This is a genomic window from Nodosilinea sp. AN01ver1, from assembly GCF_050565655.1.
Taxonomy (GTDB): domain Bacteria; phylum Cyanobacteriota; class Cyanobacteriia; order Phormidesmidales; family Phormidesmidaceae; genus Nodosilinea.
The window spans coordinates 13440-33342 of sequence record NZ_JBNXVS010000041.1 but is presented as its reverse complement, the minus strand read 5'-3'; the positions used below and the strand labels follow the sequence as shown (position 1 = coordinate 33342).

Here is a 19903-nt window from a genome sequence, read left to right as displayed (position 1 = left end):
TCAAAACTTGAAATGACTGAAAGTAGGCGATCGCAGACGAGCGGTGCTTGAAACGAATTTTTCTCCTAATCTAATGCTCCTAAAAGCCAATACAAATGACTCGTTTTTTGCGCTCATCTCATGACGTTATCGCACCACTTTGATTGCCATATCTCTCCAAAGGCAGGTCCTACAGCAATCAATATCCTTCCTTTATATCTCTGTACAAAGAGAAACTAAACCCTGCATTCTCTCGTTCTGCTTATCTACAAAAACATGCTGCTTTATCCAAATTGATTACTTTGAATAGCTATCAGCTGCCGAGCCAGCAACCTCTATTAGTAGAAGCCGCCCGAGAAATCTTGCCTGGCTTCTTTCGCTTGGCAAAGATCAGGAGATGTGTTTGCTTGTAGACAAAAGACGCTGTGATATGAGCTAAGCTACACCACAGCGTCTTATTCTAAAGGTTCTATGCGAGGGGCACTACAGGCGCTTTAAGACCATCAGCGATCGCGCCGCCACCGGAATCGTTTGCTCCTCGGTAAAGATGCGCTCCTCAGTTACAAATCGAGGCTCTTTGGTATCGATCTCTACCAGCCATTGGTACTCGCGAAATAGCTCGGGCAGCTTAAACTCAATCGTTTCGTAGTGGGCGTTGAAAAACATTAAAAAATCATTGTCGCTAATGCGTTCTCCCTGGCTACCAGGGCTAGGAATTTTGTCGCCATTTAAAAACACGCCAATCGACTTGATGTAGCCCATCTCCCACTGTTCTTGGGTCATCTCAGCGCCATCGGGGTTGTGCCAGCTAATGTCGGTAACCCCAATGCCGTGAATAGCCTGGCCCTGAAACCACTTGCGCCGCCGAAACACCGGGTGCTGCTTGCGGTAGTAAATCAGCTCGCGGCAAAAGTTGATCAGGTCCTGGTTGCCCTCGGGCAGGTGCCAGTCAAACCAGGAGATTTCATTGTCCTGGCAGTAGCCGTTGTTGTTGCCCAGCTGGGTGCGGCCAATTTCGTCGCCTCCCAGCAGCATGGGCACCCCCTGAGACAGCATTAGCGTCGTCAAAAAGTTGCGCCGCTGCTGTTCTCGCAGCTGTAGTACATCGGGGTTGCTGGTTGGCCCTTCCTCGCCACAGTTCCACGACGAATTGTTGCTTTCGCCATCGCGGTTGTCTTCGCCATTGTCTTCGTTGTGCTTGTCGTTGTAGCTAACCAGGTCGTTGAGGGTAAAGCCGTCGTGGGCCGTCACAAAGTTGATGCTGGCGTTGGGCTGGCGACCATTCATTTGAAAATAGAGGTCGGGGCTGCCGGTCAGGCGATAGGCAAACTCGCCCAGGGTCTCATCCTGACCGCGCCAAAAGTCGCGCACGGTGTCGCGGTACTTGCCGTTCCACTCCGACCAGTTGACCGGAAAGTTGCCCACCTGATAGCCACCCATACCCACATCCCAGGGCTCGGCAATTAGCTTGACCCCCGCCAGCACCGGATCCTGGTGAATCAGGTCGAAAAAGGCCGACAGCCGGTCTACGTCGTACAGCTCGCGCGCCAGGGCCGAAGCCAGGTCAAAGCGAAAGCCATCGACATGCATATCCATGACCCAGTAGCGCAAGCTGTCCATGATCAGCTTTAGCACCTGGGGGCTGCGCATGTGCAGCGAGTTGCCGCAGCCGGTGAAATCCATGTAGTAGCGGGGGTCATCTTCCACCAGGCGGTAGTAGCTGACGTTGTCTACGCCGCGCAGCGACAGAGTCGGGCCAAAATGGTTGCCTTCCCCAGTGTGGTTGTAGACCACATCTAAAATTACTTCGATTCCGGCCTGGTGAAGGGCTTTCACCATCTCCTTAAACTCTGTAACCTGCTCGCCTAACACGCCGCTGGAGCTGTAACCCGAGAAGGGGGCCAAGAAATTGATCGAGTCGTAGCCCCAGTAATTGCGCAACCCCTTGTCGGCTAAGTGGCCAGGCAGCGAGAGAAAGTGATGAATCGGCATCAGTTCGACGGCAGAGATGCCTAGCCGCTGCAAATGCTCAATGGCAACCGGGTGGGCCATACCCGCGTAGGTGCCCCGCAGCTCTTGAGGAATATCGGGGTGCAGACGAGTAAACCCTTTGACATGAACCTCATAGATAACGGTCTCATGCCAGGGGGTGCGCAGGAGGGTATCGCCTTCCCAATCAAACGTCTCGTCGATGACAACCGATTTAGGCATGAGGGGAGCGCTGTCGAGGTCCGAAAAGGAGAGATCTTCCTCAGGGCTTTCCCAGTCGTAGCCAAACAGCTCGGGGCCATTGCCAACCTCACCCGAGATGGCCTTGGCGTAGGGGTCGATCAGCAGTTTGTTGGGGTTAAAGCGATGACCTTCGTGGGGAGCGTAGGGGCCGTGTACCCGATAACCATACTCCTGGCCTGGGCCAATACCGGGTAGGTAGCCGTGCCAGACAAAGTTGCTTACCTCGGTCAGCGGAATGCGTGTTTCTTCGCCGTTTTTATCGAACAGGCAGAGGTCTACTGCGGTAGCATGTTCAGAAAATAGGGCGAAGTTAGTGCCTTTGTGGTCCCAGGTGGCTCCGAGCGGATAGACATTACCAGGCCAAACTGCAACGTGCATAGTAGGTTGAAGCTTTTTTGAAGGGATACAGAGACTATTGAGCCAAAAAGCAGCCCGGACCTTAGTTTGAAATTCACTGTTAGGGCTATCTACAAGACAATAGCAAAGCCTCTCTCATGAGAGATCTACCCTGGGAGAGACGCGCCCGCTAATGGCATCGAGAGTGTCTTCAAAGAACAGGAAAGAACAGACCACACAATTGACTCGCAAGCCCTTAAACCCACAACTCCCTAGCATGGCTGTGCTTATTCTTCCTATACACAAGTCACCTGCTGTTAGATTTAGCCTGACTAGGGAGAACCGGTTTGCCATAGAATATGGCGTTAAATCGTCAAATAAAGCAACTCCTCATTTGTAAATTTGGCTGGGTCGATAATCGGTGTAGACGATTAATCTGGCTAAGTCAGCAGCCCACTCTTGGCGAAGTGATATATAGGTTTCGGCCCCTAATTTAGGGTTATCGATAGTTTTGATGCCTTTAGATTTGAGCAGTTCTAAAGAACGATAATAGTGCTCTTGCCAAAACGGCTCACTTAATTCTTGAAAGGAAATCTTTTCTTTTTGCGAAATTTCGCGGTTAAACCCATTCAGCAAATGTAAGCCGCCATACCAAATTTCTGCCACACTTGAAGAGTGGATAATAGAGCTATAGTGGTCTCGATCGAGCGTGCTTTTGATTAGTGTGGCGGTATCCATAACCAGATAGATGACTCTGGCTAGGGCATAATAAGGCTGCCGATAGCGAAAGTAAAGCAGTAGTGGATAAGAGTTGTTGAGCTCTAAAAGGCTGATTAAATGCTGGGCGATATCTGAAATGTTTTGATGCAGGGCGTTGAGATCATTGCCGGTGGACAGGCGACGCAAAAGTTCTGCTGAATCGGCGGAGCCGGCGCTGCGGTAGTGCAAGTTTAGAGCGAATGTGTTGCGGCTCGTAAGAGCGCTATATACCGTTAGCACATAGGAGAGTGCCAGGGTAAAAATTGAAAATCCTAACAGGCTTTGGAGAATCATCAGAAACCGATGACCGTCGGTTTTTGGCACTAGATCTCCTGTGCCTAGGGTGGTGAGAGAAAATCCGGTGTAGTAGAGCGCTGTGCCAAAATCGGTTGGCGTTGTTCCCTGGCTGCTTTGAATAGCGGTGCCTAACGCCGGCCAGATAACCAGGGCAAAGCCATTTAAAAGCAGTAAAACCCACACCCCAATTAGCGTGACGATGGTAGTTGACCCGCCGTAGGACAAAATGCGATCGCGCTGTTTGGGCATTCCCTGGGCCACAACCCGAAAGAGGCACCACACCCCTCGCGCTACCGACATGCTGAGCAAACTACTCTCAGCCCGAGGGTGCAATACCGTTAGAAAGATGTCAGCCAGCGATATCAGAACAAGCCCAGTGCCTACCAGTTGTAGAAAAAATTGCATGCTGCTTAAAGGTGACGGGTAGGGCGATCGCTCTTAACGTAGCTCTGAGGCAGGCGATCATTCATCCACCCAGGTATAGACGCAGTGGCTAAGCCCTTTTGCTTACCTTTTGCAGGTGCGGGCATCGGTCGGTACTCATTGTTTCAGTCGATAGTTAGTCCTCAAGATTGATGCTGGGCCGCGAGGAAGCGTCAATAATCAAAGCCTAGAGAGGTAGCAGCCGGTGGTCTCGTGCGGGTGATGGCATTTCAGACTTGTCTTTCTGCTGACTTCAAATAGGCGCTTAAACAGGCTACTGCTGACGATTACTCTCCTCGCTTATGGTTAAGTTTAGATCTTACTTCGAGCGTCATTATCCTAAATTAGAGCGCATTATCGCTACGATCGCTTTAATTAACTTGGGGCTAGTTTTTTTCGATCTTTCCTATATAAGCTTGCGGCCTGTTTACCGGCAGTACTTGCCCGCCGTTGCCCACGTGTATGACCCGGTTAAGGGCATTGTTACTCATCCTCAGACCGAGGCCTACCAGGCCCAGGTTAACGCTCTTACCTGGCAGCTAGCTGCCCCAGACCCACAGCCATTGCAGGTAGAGACCTCTCTGTCAAACTTGCGTGATTTGAGCCAGCAGCTCGCAACAGAGCGAGTTTTTACAACCCCCAATGGCGATAATTCGCTGGCAACGCTTCAGCAGGCTCTTCAGGCAAGGACGGGGCAAAGCTCTGCTCAGGCGGCGTTTAAGCGCTTTTGGACTATAGACTACCTGAGCCAGCGAGGTTGGCGGCCAGAACTGGCCTTCTGGAATAGTCAAATTCGCCCCTTCTTTGAGGCTAATTACTACCGAAGAATTACGCCCCTGGGCTTGCCAGTTGACTATTTTTGGCTGATTGATCTGCCCTTTATCTTAGTGTTTGCTGTCGACATTATCAGCCGCATTCGGGCGTCCTACCGACGTAAGCCCCATTTAACCTGGGTAGAGGCCGCTTTGCGCCGATGGTACGACTTGTTTCTGCTGCTGCCGTTCTGGCGTGGGTTGCGAACTATTTCTGTTGCTCTGCGGTTGTACCAGGTCGATATGCTAAATCTGGAGCCAGTGCGAGCCGAGGCGCAGCGCGATGTGGTGGTGACCGTTGGGGCCGACATTGCCGGTATGGCTGGCATTGAGATCATTGAGCAAGTGCAAAACTCTATTCGTGAAGGCGAGCTGCTAGATTGGGCCGCATGGATTAACCCCAACGTTGAAACTAGCAGTGAGATTGAAATTGTGGCCGAGGAGGAGATAGCTGCGATCGCAAATGCCCTCTACACCATCGGCGTACAGGACATTTTGCCTCAGGTGCAGCCCGATATTGAGGATCTGGTGCAGCACAGCATTGCCAAAACCCTAGAGCAGCTGCCAGGCTATCCTAAAGCCAGTTATTTGCCGGGTCTAGAGCAGCTTTCTACCCAGGTGAAGCAGGGTTTGTCTCACTCGCTGGCCCACGGTCTGTATCGCACTATTGCCAACAGCTTGGCAGACCCAAAGGGAGAAGAAATTACCGCCCGCCTACAGCACAATTTGAGAGAAGCTACGGCCAAAGCCCTTAGCCAGCACAATACTCGGCAAGATATTGAACAGAGATTGATCAGCGCTTTAGAAAAATTCAAGCTCAACTATGTAAAAGCTTTGGCTGAAACTGGCGGAGAAACACTGGCCGAACGCACTGAGCTTCTGCGTAGGCAAATTAGCTAAGCAGCGCCAGCTAGGCCTAATTTATCTGCTTCGTAGCTATTCCTGCCCAAGGATTGATGCTGCTGGGCATAATTTTTTTTACGCTTTACCTAGACGATCTTGCCTGGCTAATTTGGCATCCTGGCTTGACAGAAATCCTGTAGATACCAGCTACGAACTATGCAACGAGTACTCATTATTGGCGGTTGTGGCCGTATTGGCGGTAGCATTGCCCGCGATATTTTGGCTCACACAGAAGACGTTGAAGTTACCATCACGGGGCGCAATCCCCAGCTGGGTATGGCCGCTTTAGATCGATTGGGGTCTAAGGTGCAGTTTCAGGTGCTAGATCTGTCAAATCCGCAGGAGGTGCGAACGGCGGTAGCGAAAGCCGACCTGGTGGTGCATTCCGCTGGTCCCTTTCACTATCGAGACGGCGGCGTTTTGCGGGCCTGCATTGAGCAGGGGGTCGACTACACCGATGTTAGCGACGAACGCAGCTTTACCCGTAAGGCCCTGGCCCTGCACCCCGAAGCCGAAGCCGCCGGGGTAACGGCGGTAATCAATACGGGCGTGTTTCCCGGCATCTCGAACAGCATGGTGCGCCAGGGAGTAGAAGCGCTAGATGAAGCCGAGTCAATTCAGCTGAGCTATATTGTCGCTGGCTCTGGCGGGGCTGGGGTGACGGTAATGCGCACTACGTTTATCGGTTTGCAGCGCCCCTTCGAAGCCTGGCTCAACGGCGCATGGCAGCCCATCAAGCCCTACACCGAGCGAGAAACGCTGGAGTTTCCGCCCCCCTATGGTCGCGCCAGTGTCTACTGGTACGACATGCCCGAAGCCATTACCCTACAGCAAACCTTCCCGGTCAAGAGCGTGATTACCAAGTTTGGGGTTGTGCCCGACTTCTACAACCACGCGACCTGGGCCATGGCCCATTGGCTGCCGCCAGCGGTGCTTCGCAGTCCGCAAACAGTAGAATTTTTGGCCAATGTTAGCCACTCTATGACCGATGTCACCGACCACTTCAGCGGTACCGGCGTAGCCATGCGCTGCGATATCAAGGGGCAGCAGGAAGGCAGGGCGGCTCACTATGTCAGCACGTTTGCCCACGAAAATGCTGCGATCGCAACGGGTTTAGGTACGGGCAGCATCGCTGAACTCATGCTCAAAGGTCAGCTCAAACGCCCAGGGGTTTATCCAGTAGAACAGGCCCTCTCAAGTGATTTGTTTAAAGACGTGATGGCCTCTCGTCAGCTAAGCGTCCATGAAGTAGTCAACCAAGCCGAGACGGCATCTCAGCGACTGAAGTAACTCAGGCTACTGCCCTGGTCTGTCTTCATAAATATCTGAATTGGCGCTTCAGGAAATTTTGGCAGAGCGCCCAGGAATTACTACGTTACTGAAGCCGTTGGGAACGTTCAGCACATATTCAGAGGAATAACTCTGCTAAAAGGCTGACATTTTAACGCATGAATTTAACTTTAGAACTGGTGAGCAGGCTGCTAAAGATTGGCAGCCTGCTTATTAATAGTGGCTGGACTTTGGGTTGACCTTTGAGACGGCAGCTACGGCTGATTTTTGCCCTAAAAAATGCCTACCACCAATCGCTCCCCAGATCGTCAGCGGGATGATTTTGAGCGATTTTTTCAATCTACCCAATTGTGGATTAAACAATTATCTCCCTCTAAGGATTGAGGGGGATCCACTGAGAAAGAATTTAACGTTTGTTTAAGCAACGTATTTCTTTTTATTTCATTTCTGGGAAAGGGGATGGACATGTTCCAACCAGACAGACTACAGGCGTATCTGACCCAAATCAGTGAGCAGCGATCGCCCATCGAAGATACTTTAAAGCGCACTATCTTTATCTACGGCCTCTGGCTACTGGCCATTCCAGCGCTAATCTACGGTGCTGTCGAACGGGCTTTTTCAGCCTTTTCCCAGCCCACCGTAAATGCCCACGACCTTTCCTACTGCTTAATCGGTCTAATGATCCTGATGGCGTGGATCTGTATCGGTCTAGCCGAAGATAAATCCGAACTAGCTGAAATTAAAGCCACAGAACTTGTCGAGGCTGAAACTCTACCCTTTGATTCAAACTGCGTTGCCCAGCAAAGCTATCGATTGCCGTTTCCCTACATTTGCCAAATTTATCACCTGCTCAACCTCAAGCATTTAGAAGATATCCATCGCTTTAGCCTTGGCAATTTGAAGGTGATAAAAGTAAGCCAACTTCGTGAAACCAAAGCAGGGGGGCAACTTCGGTTCAAAACCGTTCTTGATTCGCCCTTTAACGTTTTAAGGCTGTGGCGCGACCCCAGCGTGGATGTCGATTTGACCATTCACTCGCCCCACCAGATCGAGCTAAAAGTGCCCGCCTATCGGCAAAAGTTTATTCGCGTGTTGTTCAGCGTCATTCCTTTGAATAGCGAAGAGCACTACCTGTGCATTCAAATGTTCAGCGATTTGAAGTGGCCCAGGGAACTGCTCAAAGCCATTCTACTGCTGGCGGCGAGCCTGACTCTGCTGGAGGACTTACCTTACCTGCGGCACCTAGCTAAACGCCATCCTAAACAGTGGACGAATCAGCGCTCGAAGAAGAAAAGTGTCAATCCTGCGATGCAGCTTTTCCATCGTTATGTCGATCTCTACAACAGCGATCGCTGGGATCAGCCTCAGCTTCAGCTTCAGCTATTAGATTGATCAATTGTCTACTGGCTTGGTCATCCTAGAGACGGGTGACCTTTTGCTTTGATTGTGCGACTCTAATTGTTAGGTGAGTAACCAAAGCTAGATCCAAATTTAGCCCTCAAGATATCAAATCTGTTGAACAATGCCCTGGACCTACGACAGTTATCCAACATCGATGAAAAACCTGACCGCTGAGGTGCGGCGGAAGACGATCGATATTGCCAATGCTCTTTTAGGCGACGGGTATGAAGACGGACGGGCGATCGCGATCGCGACTGCCCAGGCCGAGAAATGGGCCAAACGCCGCGATAAACAAATCGCTGAGAAAAATACCGGCGGCACCACCGGACAAGCGGTGGCTCCAGACTCTGAAAAAGGTGACGGCGACGCGATTCATGCTGTCTGCGACCCCAATGGCACGGGCTGGATTGCCACCCAGGAACAGAAGCGCATTGCCCAGGGGCAAGAGAAAGCAGATGTCGTTCACAAAGCCGAAGCAAAAGCCAAAGCCCAGCAAACGGAACTGTGTATTCACGACGAGCAGGGCAATGTAGCTGAAGAAAAAGACTATTCCTGACCTGAAAAAGCCGTAGGGTGGGCACTGCCCACCAATCCTTAATTCAGTGACAACTCAACCTGCGCAGGGATTGAAATCATTGAATGGTTTGGGAATTTCTATTTATCTTACAGCTTTCAACATGAGCGAAGAATGCGTTAGCGGAGAAGGGCGGAATTTCTCCATCTAGCCTCCCTTCTATGAACCAGTAAAGAAGCGATGCGATCGCTAGGAATAGGGGTATTTTCTATTTGCCAACAGCCATAGGTTTTACTATCCTGTCATGCCTGATGGCTCAAACGGTGGCTGAGACGACGTTAGAAGAGGGCTTTCACCCGGTAGGATACTACAGGATATACCAAGTCCAGCTCGGGATCTGGAGTTCTCCTGTCGGCAAAACTCCACTTCTGGACTTGAATTTGGTTAATCTAACGCTTCAGCGCGTGCGCCCTCAATGGCGGGGTAGCAACGGTCTATCGGAATTACCAACGGAGTAGTGGTTATGGTCGCAATTACATCGGTTCACGGCAGGCAAATCCTCGATTCGCGGGGCAACCCCACGGTTGAAGTCGATGTGGTGCTAGATGGTGGGGCAAAAGGGCGGGCTGGGGTGCCCTCTGGTGCCTCCACTGGCATTCGCGAAGCCCTCGAACTGCGCGATGGCGACAAAGCCGTCTACGGCGGCAAGGGCGTGCTCAAGGCCGTGGCCAACGTCAACGACACCATTGCCCCGGCCATCCTCGGCATGGATGCGATGGATCTCGCCGCCGTTGACCACAAAATGCTGGCCCTCGACGGCACCGACAACAAGGGCACCCTGGGCGCAAACGCCATTCTGGGCGTGTCGATGGCGGTGGCGCGGGCGGCGGCGATCGCTGCCGATGTGCCTCTCTACGTGCACCTGGGCGGCCCCGACTCGGTACTGCTGCCGGTGCCCTGCTTCAACATCATCAACGGCGGTGCCCACGCCGACAACAGCGTTGACTTTCAAGAATTTATGATTGCGCCTGTGGGTGCGCCGACCTTCTCTGAGGGGCTGCGCTACGGGGCTGAGGTCTACCACGCCCTCAAGGCGGTGCTCAAGGCCTCGGGCTACAGCACCGCCATCGGTGACGAGGGTGGCTTTGCCCCCAACCTCAAGAGCAATGTGGAGGCGATCGAGGTCATTCTCAAGGGCATTGAGAAGGCTGGGCTCAAGCCTGGGGACGACATTGCGATCGCCCTCGACCCCGCCGTCAGTGAGCTGTACCAGGAAGACGGCAGCTACCTGTTCTATAAGTCTGACAACAGCCGCAAGAGCACCGACGACATGATTGCCCTGTGGGAGAGCTGGGTCAACCAGTTCCCCATCGTCTCGATCGAAGACGGCCTCGGCGAGCAGGACTGGGCCGGTTGGCAGGCCATGACCCAGCGGCTGGGCGATCGCATTCAGCTCGTCGGCGACGACGCCTTTGTCACCAACCCTGCCATCATCGCCCAGGCGATTAAAGACGGCGTTGGCAACTCCACCCTGGTCAAGGTCAACCAGATCGGCTCGATTACCGAAACCCTGGAGGCGATCAAAATGTCCCACGAGGCGGGCTACACCTGCATGGTCAGCCATCGCTCGGGCGAAACCCCCGACGACTTCATCGCTGACCTCGTGGTGGGGGCCAAGACCGGCCAGATCAAGTCGGGTGCCCCCTGTCGCGGTGAGCGGCTCTCCAAGTACAACCAGCTGCTGCGCATTGAGGAGGAACTGGGCGATCGCGCCAAATACGCAGGTGTCGATACCTTTAAGCGCAAAGCCCTGGTATAGCGCTTAAAACCCGGTTTCTTCGTCGCTTTTCAACACTATTTCGTGTTTTTAGCCAAGAAACCGGGTTTCTGTAGCATCAATCTAGGGCCGCAAATACTGCCGAAAAAACTCAATTTGCAGCTGCGCCGCCTGGGGCTGATAGCCCGAGCCATAGAGGCTGTGGCCTACCCCCTCAAACTCGTACAGCGTCACCGGAATGTCGGCCAGTTCCAGCGCGTCGTGGAAGTTGCGGGCCACATCGACCTGCAAAAAGTCGTCGGAACCGTGAAATAGCAGCGCGGGGGTGCGCATGGTCGCCGCGTTATACAGGGGCGACGCCTGAATGTAGCGATCGGGGGCCTCCATCGGCGTTTGCCCCATCAGGTACGACAGCAGCGACGAGTAGCCCAGCTGCCACTCAGTCAGGGTATCGAGCAGAGAGCACTGCAGGTTGGCCGCCGCCACCAGCCGAGGAAACTGGGCCATCATCTGGGCCGCATAGTAGCCCCCGTAGGAGCAGCCGGTCACCCCCACCTGGGCCGCCGTCGTCCACCCCTGCCGAATCATCTGGCCAATGATGTCGCCTCCCTCCTGCACATCGATGCGGCCAAAGTTTTGCCCCTCGGCCAGGGCGCGGTACCGTTCGGGGCCAAAGCCCTCTCGGCCCGAGAGCGGCACCACCAGCACTGCCAGGCCAAAGTTGGGCAGCAGGTTGAGCGGCATTTCGACTTCGGTGGCAAACTCGTTCGTCATCGAGAACCCTGGCCCCCCCTGCTGCCACAGCACGATGGGCACCTTCTGGGGCGGAAAGGCGCTGCCCGCTGGCTGAACTAAGAATCCCTGGCGGTTGCCCGCGTCGCCCTGCCCCGTAGAAAAGCTCACCGCGTCAACCCGCACCCGGTTACTGTCGGCCACAGCGGCATTGATCGTGGTCAGCGATCGCGGTGCCCCCTCCCCAGCTAAATCGATCGCGAATAGCTCCGGCGGCTGCGTCACCGACGAAAACCCATAGACCAGGGTGCTGCCATTCTCGCTAGCCACCATCGAGGCCGGATCCACCGATCCCGGCGGCAGCGCTAGAGGGCTGAGGGTGCGTTCGTCCAGGTCGTACAGGTGTAGATGACGGTTCAGCCCGTCAGCGCCCCAAAACAGCAGGCGGTCGTCGCCTAAAAACCGCCCCGCCGACTCCGTTGGCCCCCGCAGCGGCTCAGCGGCAATAGTGTCTAGCCGGGTGCCGTCTAGGTCGTACAGCTCAAAATAGGCCGACTCAGGAAACACATAGGATGGGTGGGGGCGTCCGGCCACCTGGCTGGGCCGATAGCGCTTGACCAGCAGACGATCGCCATCGCCATTCAGGCTGGCCTCAGCAAAGGGGTCGCCGCCCTGACTCGGGGCGGTTAGCTCTAGCCGCAGCGGCTCGGGCTGCGAAAAGTCGAACACCCGCACAGTGCTGTGCTGGTAAAAAGGATTCTCGTCGGGGGCCAGCCGCCCCAGGGCATCTTGCACCACCGGGTTGGCCAAACTGGCGGCATTGGGGGTGCGATCATACAGGCGGCGCTCTTCTCCCGACGCCATCACCAGCACCACCTGATCGCCACTGGCCGACCAGGCCGGAGGCCGAATCTCCAAGTCTTCCGGCAGGCGGGCCACCTCTAGCCGCCGCAGCGAGGGCAAAAACACGATATAGATAATATCTTCGCTCTCGCCGTAGACCCGCACCGCAAACTTAGAAAAATCTGGGGCCATGCCCAACACCTCCCCATCCTCAGCCTGAGTGGGGTAGACGCGGGTGCGCGAGGCGATCTCGGTTTCCCGATTCAGGGTAATAATTTCCCACGGCCCGTAGGGGTCCTGCTGCACGTAGCGCAGAGTGTTGTTGTCGATCCACCGCAGCGGCAGATCGGGGCTGACTAAGTCGTATTCCAGCGCCAGAGCATCGCTTAGCTCCCCCGTGCGAATGTTGAGCAAATGCAGCCGCCGCTCCTCCGGAAACACGCGGCTGCTGACGGCGATGACCAGGGTGGTGCGATCGGGGCTGAGCGTGCTGAGCACGTCGATCTGCTGCACGCCCAGCAGCGTCTCTAGCCGGGCCTGGTCAGCCTCAGCCATGGGCGACAGCTCTAGCCCATCCAGCCCCACCGGAATAATTTCTGCGATCGCGGGGGCCGCAACCACCACCGCTGTCGCCCCCAGCAGGCTCAGGCTGAGCGATCGCCAGCCCGCTTTTTGACCGCCCCCTGTGGGCAACCTAGAACAGCGCAGGAATTGGGTGAACCGGCCGAGAAAACTGAAATTACGCCAGGAATATGCCACCGGGTCTCTGTAAATAAAGACAAGCCATCATAGCGCTATCGCCTGAGCCAACGGGCGATGCGCCTGAGTTTGTTAACAACCCAATACCCCTGGCCCCGAGATGTGTCCAGCAAGCTACCGTGAAAGAAGACCACCCCTATCGCCCGTGACCCAGGCCGTGACCCAGGAATTTCAAATCTCGATTACCCCTGTCTTGGGGGCCGATACCTACTGGCTGCGTACCGAAGCTGTCGCCACCGGAGTACCTCTGGCCGAAGCCCAGGTCACCTGGCCCCTGGAAACCTGGCTGGCCCAGGCCGAGACGCTGTTTCAAGACCCGCTGCACGCTCTGTTAACCACCCCTGCTGCCCCTGATCCCGGTAGCCTCTCCCGTCACTCTTCCCAGCTCAACAACTCCTGGACTCAGCTCGGTCAGGCCCTTTACCAGGGCATTTTTCAGGGGCGCATTCGCGATAGCTGGGTGGCGGCCCAGAGCGTCGCTCAAAACCGTCGCCAGCCCCTGCGGCTGCGGCTGGGGTTCAAAGACAGCCGGGTGCAGCGCCTGCCCTGGGAGCTGCTCTATGGTGACGATCGCCCCCTGGCCACCGGTCTTGATGTCACCCTGTGCCGCTATTACCAGAGTCAAACGGTATCTGACCTGGCCGCGATGGCTCCTTTGGCCCTGGCCAGCGTTCCCCTGCGCGTGCTAGTGGTAATCTCTGCCCCCGACGATCAGGAGCGGCTGGCCCTGCGCCAGGAGGTGCAGAACCTGGTCGATAATTTGCAGACGGCTGACCCTGGGCACCTGGCGTTAGCGGTCACCATTCTGGAGCAGCCGGGGCGGCCCGAGCTAGTGCAGGCCCTGGAGCAGGGAAATTTTCAGGTCTTGCACTACGCTGGCCACAGCGACGCGGGCGAAACCGGCGGCGATCTGTTTCTGGTCAACCGTCAGACCGGTCTCACCGACCGGCTCAGCGGCGAAGATCTGGCCGGGCTACTGGTCAACAACGGCATTCGCCTGGCGGTGTTTAACTCCTGCCGGGGGGCCTACACGCCCCACGACGATGCCCAGGCGGGCTGGCGCGATCAAAACCTGGTACAGGCTCTGGTCAACCGGGGAATGCCGGGCGTGATCGCTATGGCCGATCGCATTCCTGACGATGTAGCGCTCACCTTTACCCAGCTGCTGTACCGCAACCTGCACCAGGGGCATCCCATCGACCTCTGCCTCAGCCGGGTGCGTCAGGGGTTGATGTCGGCCTACGGCTCCGACCAACCCTTCTGGATGCTGCCTCTGCTCTATCTGCGGCCCGACTTCGACGGCTACTTGTATGCCAGAGAGCAGGCCGCCGCGAACAGCTTCGACGACTTTGGTGAGGCAGACCTGGCCGAAGCTGCCCTGATGCTGCCCGACTACAGCACCGACCCCGATATCTCGGGTTTGGCTGCCGAAATACTGACCCGTCAGGCCAGCGATGCCGGCACGAACGGCCTGGCGAATCGCCCTGATGATGATGCCGCTGCGCCCCTCTACGACTGGCTACAGGAGACAGAGACACCCGAGGCGGCAGGAACCAATGCCGCTGTTGCCAATCTGGTGCAGCAGCTTTCGCAACCATCGACCCGCTTCAGCAATGCTGCGGGATCGGCCCTAGGGGACCATCTCCCTCTGGCGGCTGACCCCACCGAAAACCTGCTGCCCCAGCCTCAGCCAAGTCCTCCAGAGGCTGGTTATTCAATACCGCCACCCGAGCTGTCCCAGGCTGCTGACGTTGACTCGGCTAGACCTCTGATACCTCTGCGGCGCTGGTCTATACCCTCTAACCTGCTGGTATGGGGCAGTCTGGGCTTAGCTGGGTTGGGCGCTGTGCTGGGGCTAACCATTGTCACCCTGGCAATGCTCAATCGTCCCGCCCCGGCCCCGATCGCGAGCGATCGCCCCACAGCCAGTAGTGACGAAATCACCGATCCCGGCCCCGATACGGCGCTGCTGCCCAGCGCCATCAATGCTCTGGCCCTCGATCGCACCAGCACCGCCAGAACCTTAATCGAGCAAATGCTAGACCGCACCGACGTGACCGCTGCTGCATCGGCCTTAGCCACCGCATCGGCAACCCAGCTGGATGATCCAGACATTGCCTACGTGCGGGGTCGCCTGGCCTGGCAGCAAATGGTCGCTGACCCATCCCTGGGCACCAGCCCCAGCGACGCCCTGCGGGCCTGGCAGACGGCCATCGACAGCCGACCCGATTTTCTGGAAGCCTGGGTGGGCCTGGGGTTTGCCCACTACGCCCTGGGCAACTACAGCGAAGCGATTCGAGCCTGGGAGCGGGCGATCGCCATTGACCAGGCTCAGCGTCGCGATATTGATCCCGAGGCAGGCCCCCGAGTCGCCAACCCCATCACCATCAACGCCTACGCTGGTCTGGCGATGGCCTACCAAAACGAAAGCGCCATCACGATCGTGCCAGGGGAGCGATCGCCCTTTCAGCAGCAGGCCGAGAGCTACTACCTGCAAACCCTCGCGCTGGCCCCAGCGATGGTTAACCCCACGGCCCTGGCGCTCCACTGGCTGTGGTCACCGACGCTGATTGGCGACTGGCAAACCACCATCGCCCAGCTAGCCGTCAGCAGCACCGATATCCTCCCAGCGGACGGCGGCTAGCGCCCTCACCGCACAGAGCGGAGTGCTAGCATTGGTAAACCATAAAACTCTGCCCATGCCTCGCACCCTAGCTCTTCTTGCTCACCCTAACCAGGTAGACCCCCTTCTAGACTGGCTGTCGAAGCACCAGGGGGTGTTAACCCATTTTCAAATTATGACCCCGCTCGACATTGCCCAGGGCATCGAGCAGGGTTGGGATCTCAATAGCATTGAGCTAGTTACCCTCAAAGATCCTGTTCAAGGGGGCGATATTGAGCTAGCCGCACACATTTTGGCCGACAATGTGGCTGGGGTCATCTTCTTTACCGACCCAGGGGCGATCGCCACCGCCTTTCCCAGCTTTACTCTGGTGCTGCGAGCCTGCCAAATTCAGGGCACCCCGATTGCCCTCAACGACATATCGGCCACGCTGCTGCTGCGCGGTATTGCCGAAAGCCGGATTGCCTACCTGATCTTTAACCCAGTGGCCGGGCAGGGTAACCCCAACGCCGATCTAGCCCTGATCAAAGAGGTGCTAGAGCCACAGATTATGGTCAATGTGACCATGACTAAACCCGAACTCGACCCAGTCGATCAGGCCCGCGAAATCATCGACCACATTCTCTCCAAAGATGAGCACGACATGGGTCGCAGCCTGATTATTGCCTCCGGTGGCGACGGCACTGTCTCGGCGGTAGCCGGAGCTACCATAGGCACTGGCATTCCGCTCGGCGTTATTCCTCGGGGCACCGCCAACGCCTTTTCGGTCGGGCTGGGCATCCCAACTAATCTACGGGCCGCCTGCGAAACTATTTTGGCCGGTAACACCCACGTGGTCGATGCCGCCCGCTGCAACGATACTCCTATGATTTTGCTGGCCGGAGTCGGGTTTGAAGCTGGCATGGTCGATGGGGCCAGCCGCCAGCTTAAAAACGAGCTGGGAAACTTAGCCTACGTACTCTCTGGGGTACGACAGCTGGCTGCCGCTGAAACGTTTACGGCCACCCTCGAAATTGAAGGCGAAGTCTCTACGGTAACGACAAACGCCATTACCGTAGCCAACGTGGCTCCGCCTACCTCCGTCCTGGCTCAGGGGTTAGGCGAAGTTATTCCCGACGACGGGCTACTCGAGGTAACCATCGCCACCAGCACTACCCGCCTACAGGGGATCAACGCCCTGGCCTCTCTGATGGCTGCTGCCGCCTGGGGTAACCCCACCCAGCGGGACGATATTACCTGCCTGCGCACCAATCGCCTCAAACTAACCACCGACCCGCCGCAAAAGCTGGTGGTTGATGGCGAAATTGTAGAAGCCAACCCAGTGTTGTTTGAGTGCTTACCCCAGGCGCTGACGGTGTTTGCGCCTCTGGCAACGGTTTAAGCAGGGCAGATAGCTTTAGGGTCTCTAGAGTTGGCTAATCGCGCTTTGAAACCCTGGCGTGGTTTACTTTAAAGTGTTGTTTTAAGGGTTGGGCTGCTGCTCGGGTCGGTATTCTCGCAGCCAGCAGCGCTCTAGGAAGCGCACCTGATGCAAGTACCAAAACCGCCAGGGGTTATAGACGGTTTTATAATTTCGACAAAAAACCGGTTGATAAAGGTAAGGCAAGAGGGGAAACCGCATTGTTCTAAATAGATCGGATAAATAGTGACGAAGCTGAGATAGCATTCGCTTAATGGCTTACTCTGAGGGCAATACAACCTTCGACCGGGCTGCTTACTCAGTATAGGCAGATGAAAAAAGAGACCCAACACTGGGTCTCTCAGATGGAAAGATATTTAATAATCGAACACAGAATTTATACTGCTGACTTGATACAACAGCCGCCATAAGGGTGAAGACGTTTTTATCAGTATCAGTAGTCTACAGACGGTGGCCCGCTACGGTGTCTCAGTTTTGGCTATCGGCGGTCAGTACGGCCCCAAATAAGTTGGCAGGCACTAAAAAGGGGCGTTGATAGAACTATCAACGCCCCAACTAGTAGATGGCAATAATGGAGCTGACGGGAGTCGAACCCGTGTCCGCTCTGAGTATTAACACACCACTCATTCACAGGCTTAGCCCGTCTAACCCTCGGGGCAGGAACCGCCACTTATCCCGGACGGCGGGATTCTCTGGCTAAGTCTTTGTCGATGGATCCACCAGAGGAAATTCATCGACGCATCCGTTGGGGTTTGTCCATAGCTCTTAACGGAGTCAAACTATGAACGCTCGCTAACTAAGTTAGATCCAAACTAGGTTTAGACTAAGCGGCAACAGGTGCAGCTTTACGAGCAAAAGGAACGATAGTGTTCGCAGTTACGTTTGTTTTGAGCCTTTATTTGCGAGAGTAGACTCCCTCTCGGCCTGTATCACAGCGTGACTTTCGTCAAAACGTCGAAACCGTTACAGCCCCCTGTGGTGAACTTAGTTCAATTATAGATCATTGGTATGGGTATGGGGGAAGATAGGCAGACAGGCCGTCTCCTGAGGCGGCAGACAAAGGCCCAGCTTCCAGGTACAAATCCCTTATGAGGCTAATAACCTTTCGTAAACTCGATAGGGTAGCCATCAAAGTATAATATTTACTTAATAGTCCTGTTTATGGCGGGTTTGCCTATCACTGGCAGCATGCGTCCAGGCAGGCTCTAGGTTATTAACTTCCTTTCATAGTTACCCCAACGTTTCGCCCCTTGGGCGGCTGTTGCAGCAATAAGGACTTTTCCCCTATGACCACGACCAACGACTCTAGCAACGGTAGTGCCGATACCCCCGAAAAAGAAGCCACTAGCAGCCGTTCTACCCGAGGCAACCGCACCAAGCGCGCTGCCTCAGCTGGCGGCGATATTGTGAAAGCTGCCCTTAACAACCACGACGTTATGGTGCTGTCTGACAACACTCGTGTTGTTGAAACCGATAGCCTGCCCAACCATCGCCCCATTGCCCTTAGCACCTTTGAAATTGTAGGCACGCTCGATCGCGCTGGCGTTCGCCCCATTGCCGCTAATACTTTCGAAATTTCGACCGTTGATACGTTGCCTGGGCACCGCCCGGTTGCTGTCAGCCACCTGCACATTGCCGATATTCACACGCTGCCCGGCGATCGCCCCATCGCCGACAACGATGATGTAGATCCTCCGGTTGCTATTCTGATGGGCTACCTGGACTAGTCGCTGGCTCCAGCCAATAAAAAAAGCTCCTCACTGGCGAGGAGCTTTTTTTTATTGGCCAATGAAAGACCAGGCACTGATTGAGCTAATCCTAGAACTCTTTGGATCGCTGCCAGGAACCCGGTCTTTGATACTTAAACCTAGACAGCAGCTACAGCAGCGGCAGCGGGGTAAACGCTGACTTTTTTGCCGCTCTTGCCGCGACGCTCAAAGGTGACAACGCCATCGACTAGGGCAAACAGAGTATCGTCACCGCCGCGACCTACGTTTTCACCAGGGTGAATTTTGGTGCCTCGCTGCCGAATCAAAATATTGCCTGCGCGCACGGCTTCGCCACCATAGCGCTTGACGCCCAGGCGCTTAGCGTTTGAGTCGCGCCCGTTACGAGTACTACCGGTACCTTTCTTGTGAGCCATGGCTGTGTCGTCCTTAACCTACCTACTGTTTAATCTAGCGCGAGATGGGGGTGCCGAGCTATTCGGCATCAGCATCGGCCGTTTCTGCTGCGGCTGGGGCTGCTTTAGCGGCAGCTTCGCCTGCGATCGCCTTGCCGTTCACCTGAATTGAGTTGATCATGACTCGGGTGAGTTCTTGGCGGTGGCCCTGCTTTTTGCGGGTTTTCTTTTTGGGCTGCATCTTGTAGACGATAACTTTGCGGCCCCGCAGGTGGCTGACAACGCTGCCGGTCACGGTTGCACCGTCTACCACAGGCTGACCCACCAGAGCTTCGCCGTCGTTGTCAACAAACAGCACCCGCTCCAGGGTGACTTCGTCATCGACTTCTAGAGCCAGACGGTCGATGTCGTAGAAGCGACCCGGCTCAACCCGGAGCTGCTTACCACCGGCTTCAACAATTGCATACGTCATTTCTTTTACCTCATAACCGCCGTACAGGTGCCAACTGACCCCAAAACTCGGGCTCCACGCGGGAGACGTTAGCCTTAGGAACCTGATCCGAGCGCATAAACACAGTCTTTCATTATTCCAACTGGGTTCCTGCTCTGTCAAGGGCCTAGGCGCAAAACCAGCGCAAAGGCTCAAAGAAACTGGTGATTTATCCTGATGGGCGGAGTTTT

At 55.4% G+C, this 19903-nt stretch carries 13 protein-coding genes and 1 other RNA gene; 8 read left to right on the top strand and 6 right to left on the bottom strand.

Translation table 11 applies throughout. The features are described 5' to 3' along the window. Positions 1–462 precede the first annotated feature (462 nt). Together glgX and ACQ4N7_RS23620 are read right to left on the bottom strand one after the other, a co-directional pair. Positions 463–2589 carry a glycogen debranching protein GlgX gene (gene glgX / locus ACQ4N7_RS23625; protein ID WP_430713897.1) on the bottom strand — a complete coding sequence of 709 codons (2127 nt, stop codon included), beginning with the start codon at positions 2587–2589 and terminating at the stop codon, positions 463–465. 348 nt (positions 2590–2937) lie between these two features. Further along, on the bottom strand, positions 2938–3852 hold the full coding sequence (locus tag ACQ4N7_RS23620) for a potassium channel family protein (protein WP_430713896.1): 915 nt from the start codon (positions 3850–3852) through the stop codon (positions 2938–2940). Between the two features lie 590 nt (positions 3853–4442). Between ACQ4N7_RS23620 and ACQ4N7_RS23615 the strand changes: the two genes are divergently transcribed. From ACQ4N7_RS23615 to eno, 5 genes are all read left to right on the top strand, one after another. Next, positions 4443–5738 (top strand): hypothetical protein, encoded by a 1296-nt coding sequence (locus tag ACQ4N7_RS23615; protein WP_430713895.1) that lies wholly within the window; start codon positions 4443–4445, stop codon positions 5736–5738. A 159-nt stretch (positions 5739–5897) separates the two neighbouring features. Beyond that, positions 5898–7031, top strand: coding sequence for a saccharopine dehydrogenase family protein (locus tag ACQ4N7_RS23610; protein ID WP_430713894.1), 1134 nt, complete (start codon positions 5898–5900; stop codon positions 7029–7031). Between the two features lie 465 nt (positions 7032–7496). Continuing rightward, entirely contained in the window at positions 7497–8423 is a 927-nt protein-coding gene (locus tag ACQ4N7_RS23605) for a hypothetical protein (protein ID WP_430713893.1), read from the top strand. Positions 8424–8553: 130 nt separating this feature from the next. Continuing rightward, the gene (locus tag ACQ4N7_RS23600; protein WP_430713892.1) at positions 8554–8988 is read left to right on the top strand and encodes a DUF2188 domain-containing protein; all 435 of its coding nucleotides are present in this window, start codon (positions 8554–8556) and stop codon (positions 8986–8988) included. A 481-nt stretch (positions 8989–9469) separates the two neighbouring features. Continuing rightward, positions 9470–10765, top strand: coding sequence for a phosphopyruvate hydratase (gene eno / locus ACQ4N7_RS23595; protein ID WP_430713891.1), 1296 nt, complete (start codon positions 9470–9472; stop codon positions 10763–10765). 81 nt (positions 10766–10846) lie between these two features. Here the strand turns inward: eno and ACQ4N7_RS23590 are convergent, their stop codons facing one another. Further along, complete coding sequence (locus ACQ4N7_RS23590; protein ID WP_430713890.1) at positions 10847–12991, bottom strand: alpha/beta hydrolase family protein; 2145 nt, start codon at positions 12989–12991, stop codon at positions 10847–10849. Between the two features lie 211 nt (positions 12992–13202). Here ACQ4N7_RS23590 and ACQ4N7_RS23585 point away from each other — a divergent pair, with 211 nt between their 5' ends. Further along, complete coding sequence (locus ACQ4N7_RS23585; RefSeq protein ID WP_430713889.1) at positions 13203–15701, top strand: CHAT domain-containing protein; 2499 nt, start codon at positions 13203–13205, stop codon at positions 15699–15701. Positions 15702–15756: 55 nt separating this feature from the next. Next, the gene (locus tag ACQ4N7_RS23580; RefSeq protein ID WP_430713888.1) at positions 15757–17061 is read left to right on the top strand and encodes a YegS/Rv2252/BmrU family lipid kinase; all 1305 of its coding nucleotides are present in this window, start codon (positions 15757–15759) and stop codon (positions 17059–17061) included. A gap of 608 nt (positions 17062–17669) precedes the next feature. Here the strand turns inward: ACQ4N7_RS23580 and ssrA are convergent. Continuing rightward, positions 17670–18073, bottom strand: a transfer-messenger RNA (tmRNA) gene (gene ssrA / locus ACQ4N7_RS23575). A gap of 313 nt (positions 18074–18386) precedes the next feature. Between ssrA and ACQ4N7_RS23570 the strand changes: the two genes are divergently transcribed. Next, a complete protein-coding gene (locus ACQ4N7_RS23570; protein ID WP_430713887.1) occupies positions 18387–18827 on the top strand; it encodes a hypothetical protein in 441 nt (146 codons plus the stop codon). Between the two features lie 140 nt (positions 18828–18967). Here ACQ4N7_RS23570 and rpmA read toward each other — a convergent pair whose 3' ends face one another. Then, positions 18968–19243 carry a 50S ribosomal protein L27 gene (gene rpmA / locus ACQ4N7_RS23565; RefSeq protein ID WP_194056749.1) on the bottom strand — a complete coding sequence of 92 codons (276 nt, stop codon included), beginning with the start codon at positions 19241–19243 and terminating at the stop codon, positions 18968–18970. 58 nt (positions 19244–19301) lie between these two features. After that, complete coding sequence (gene rplU / locus ACQ4N7_RS23560; protein WP_430713886.1) at positions 19302–19694, bottom strand: 50S ribosomal protein L21; 393 nt, start codon at positions 19692–19694, stop codon at positions 19302–19304. Positions 19695–19903 lie beyond the last annotated feature (209 nt).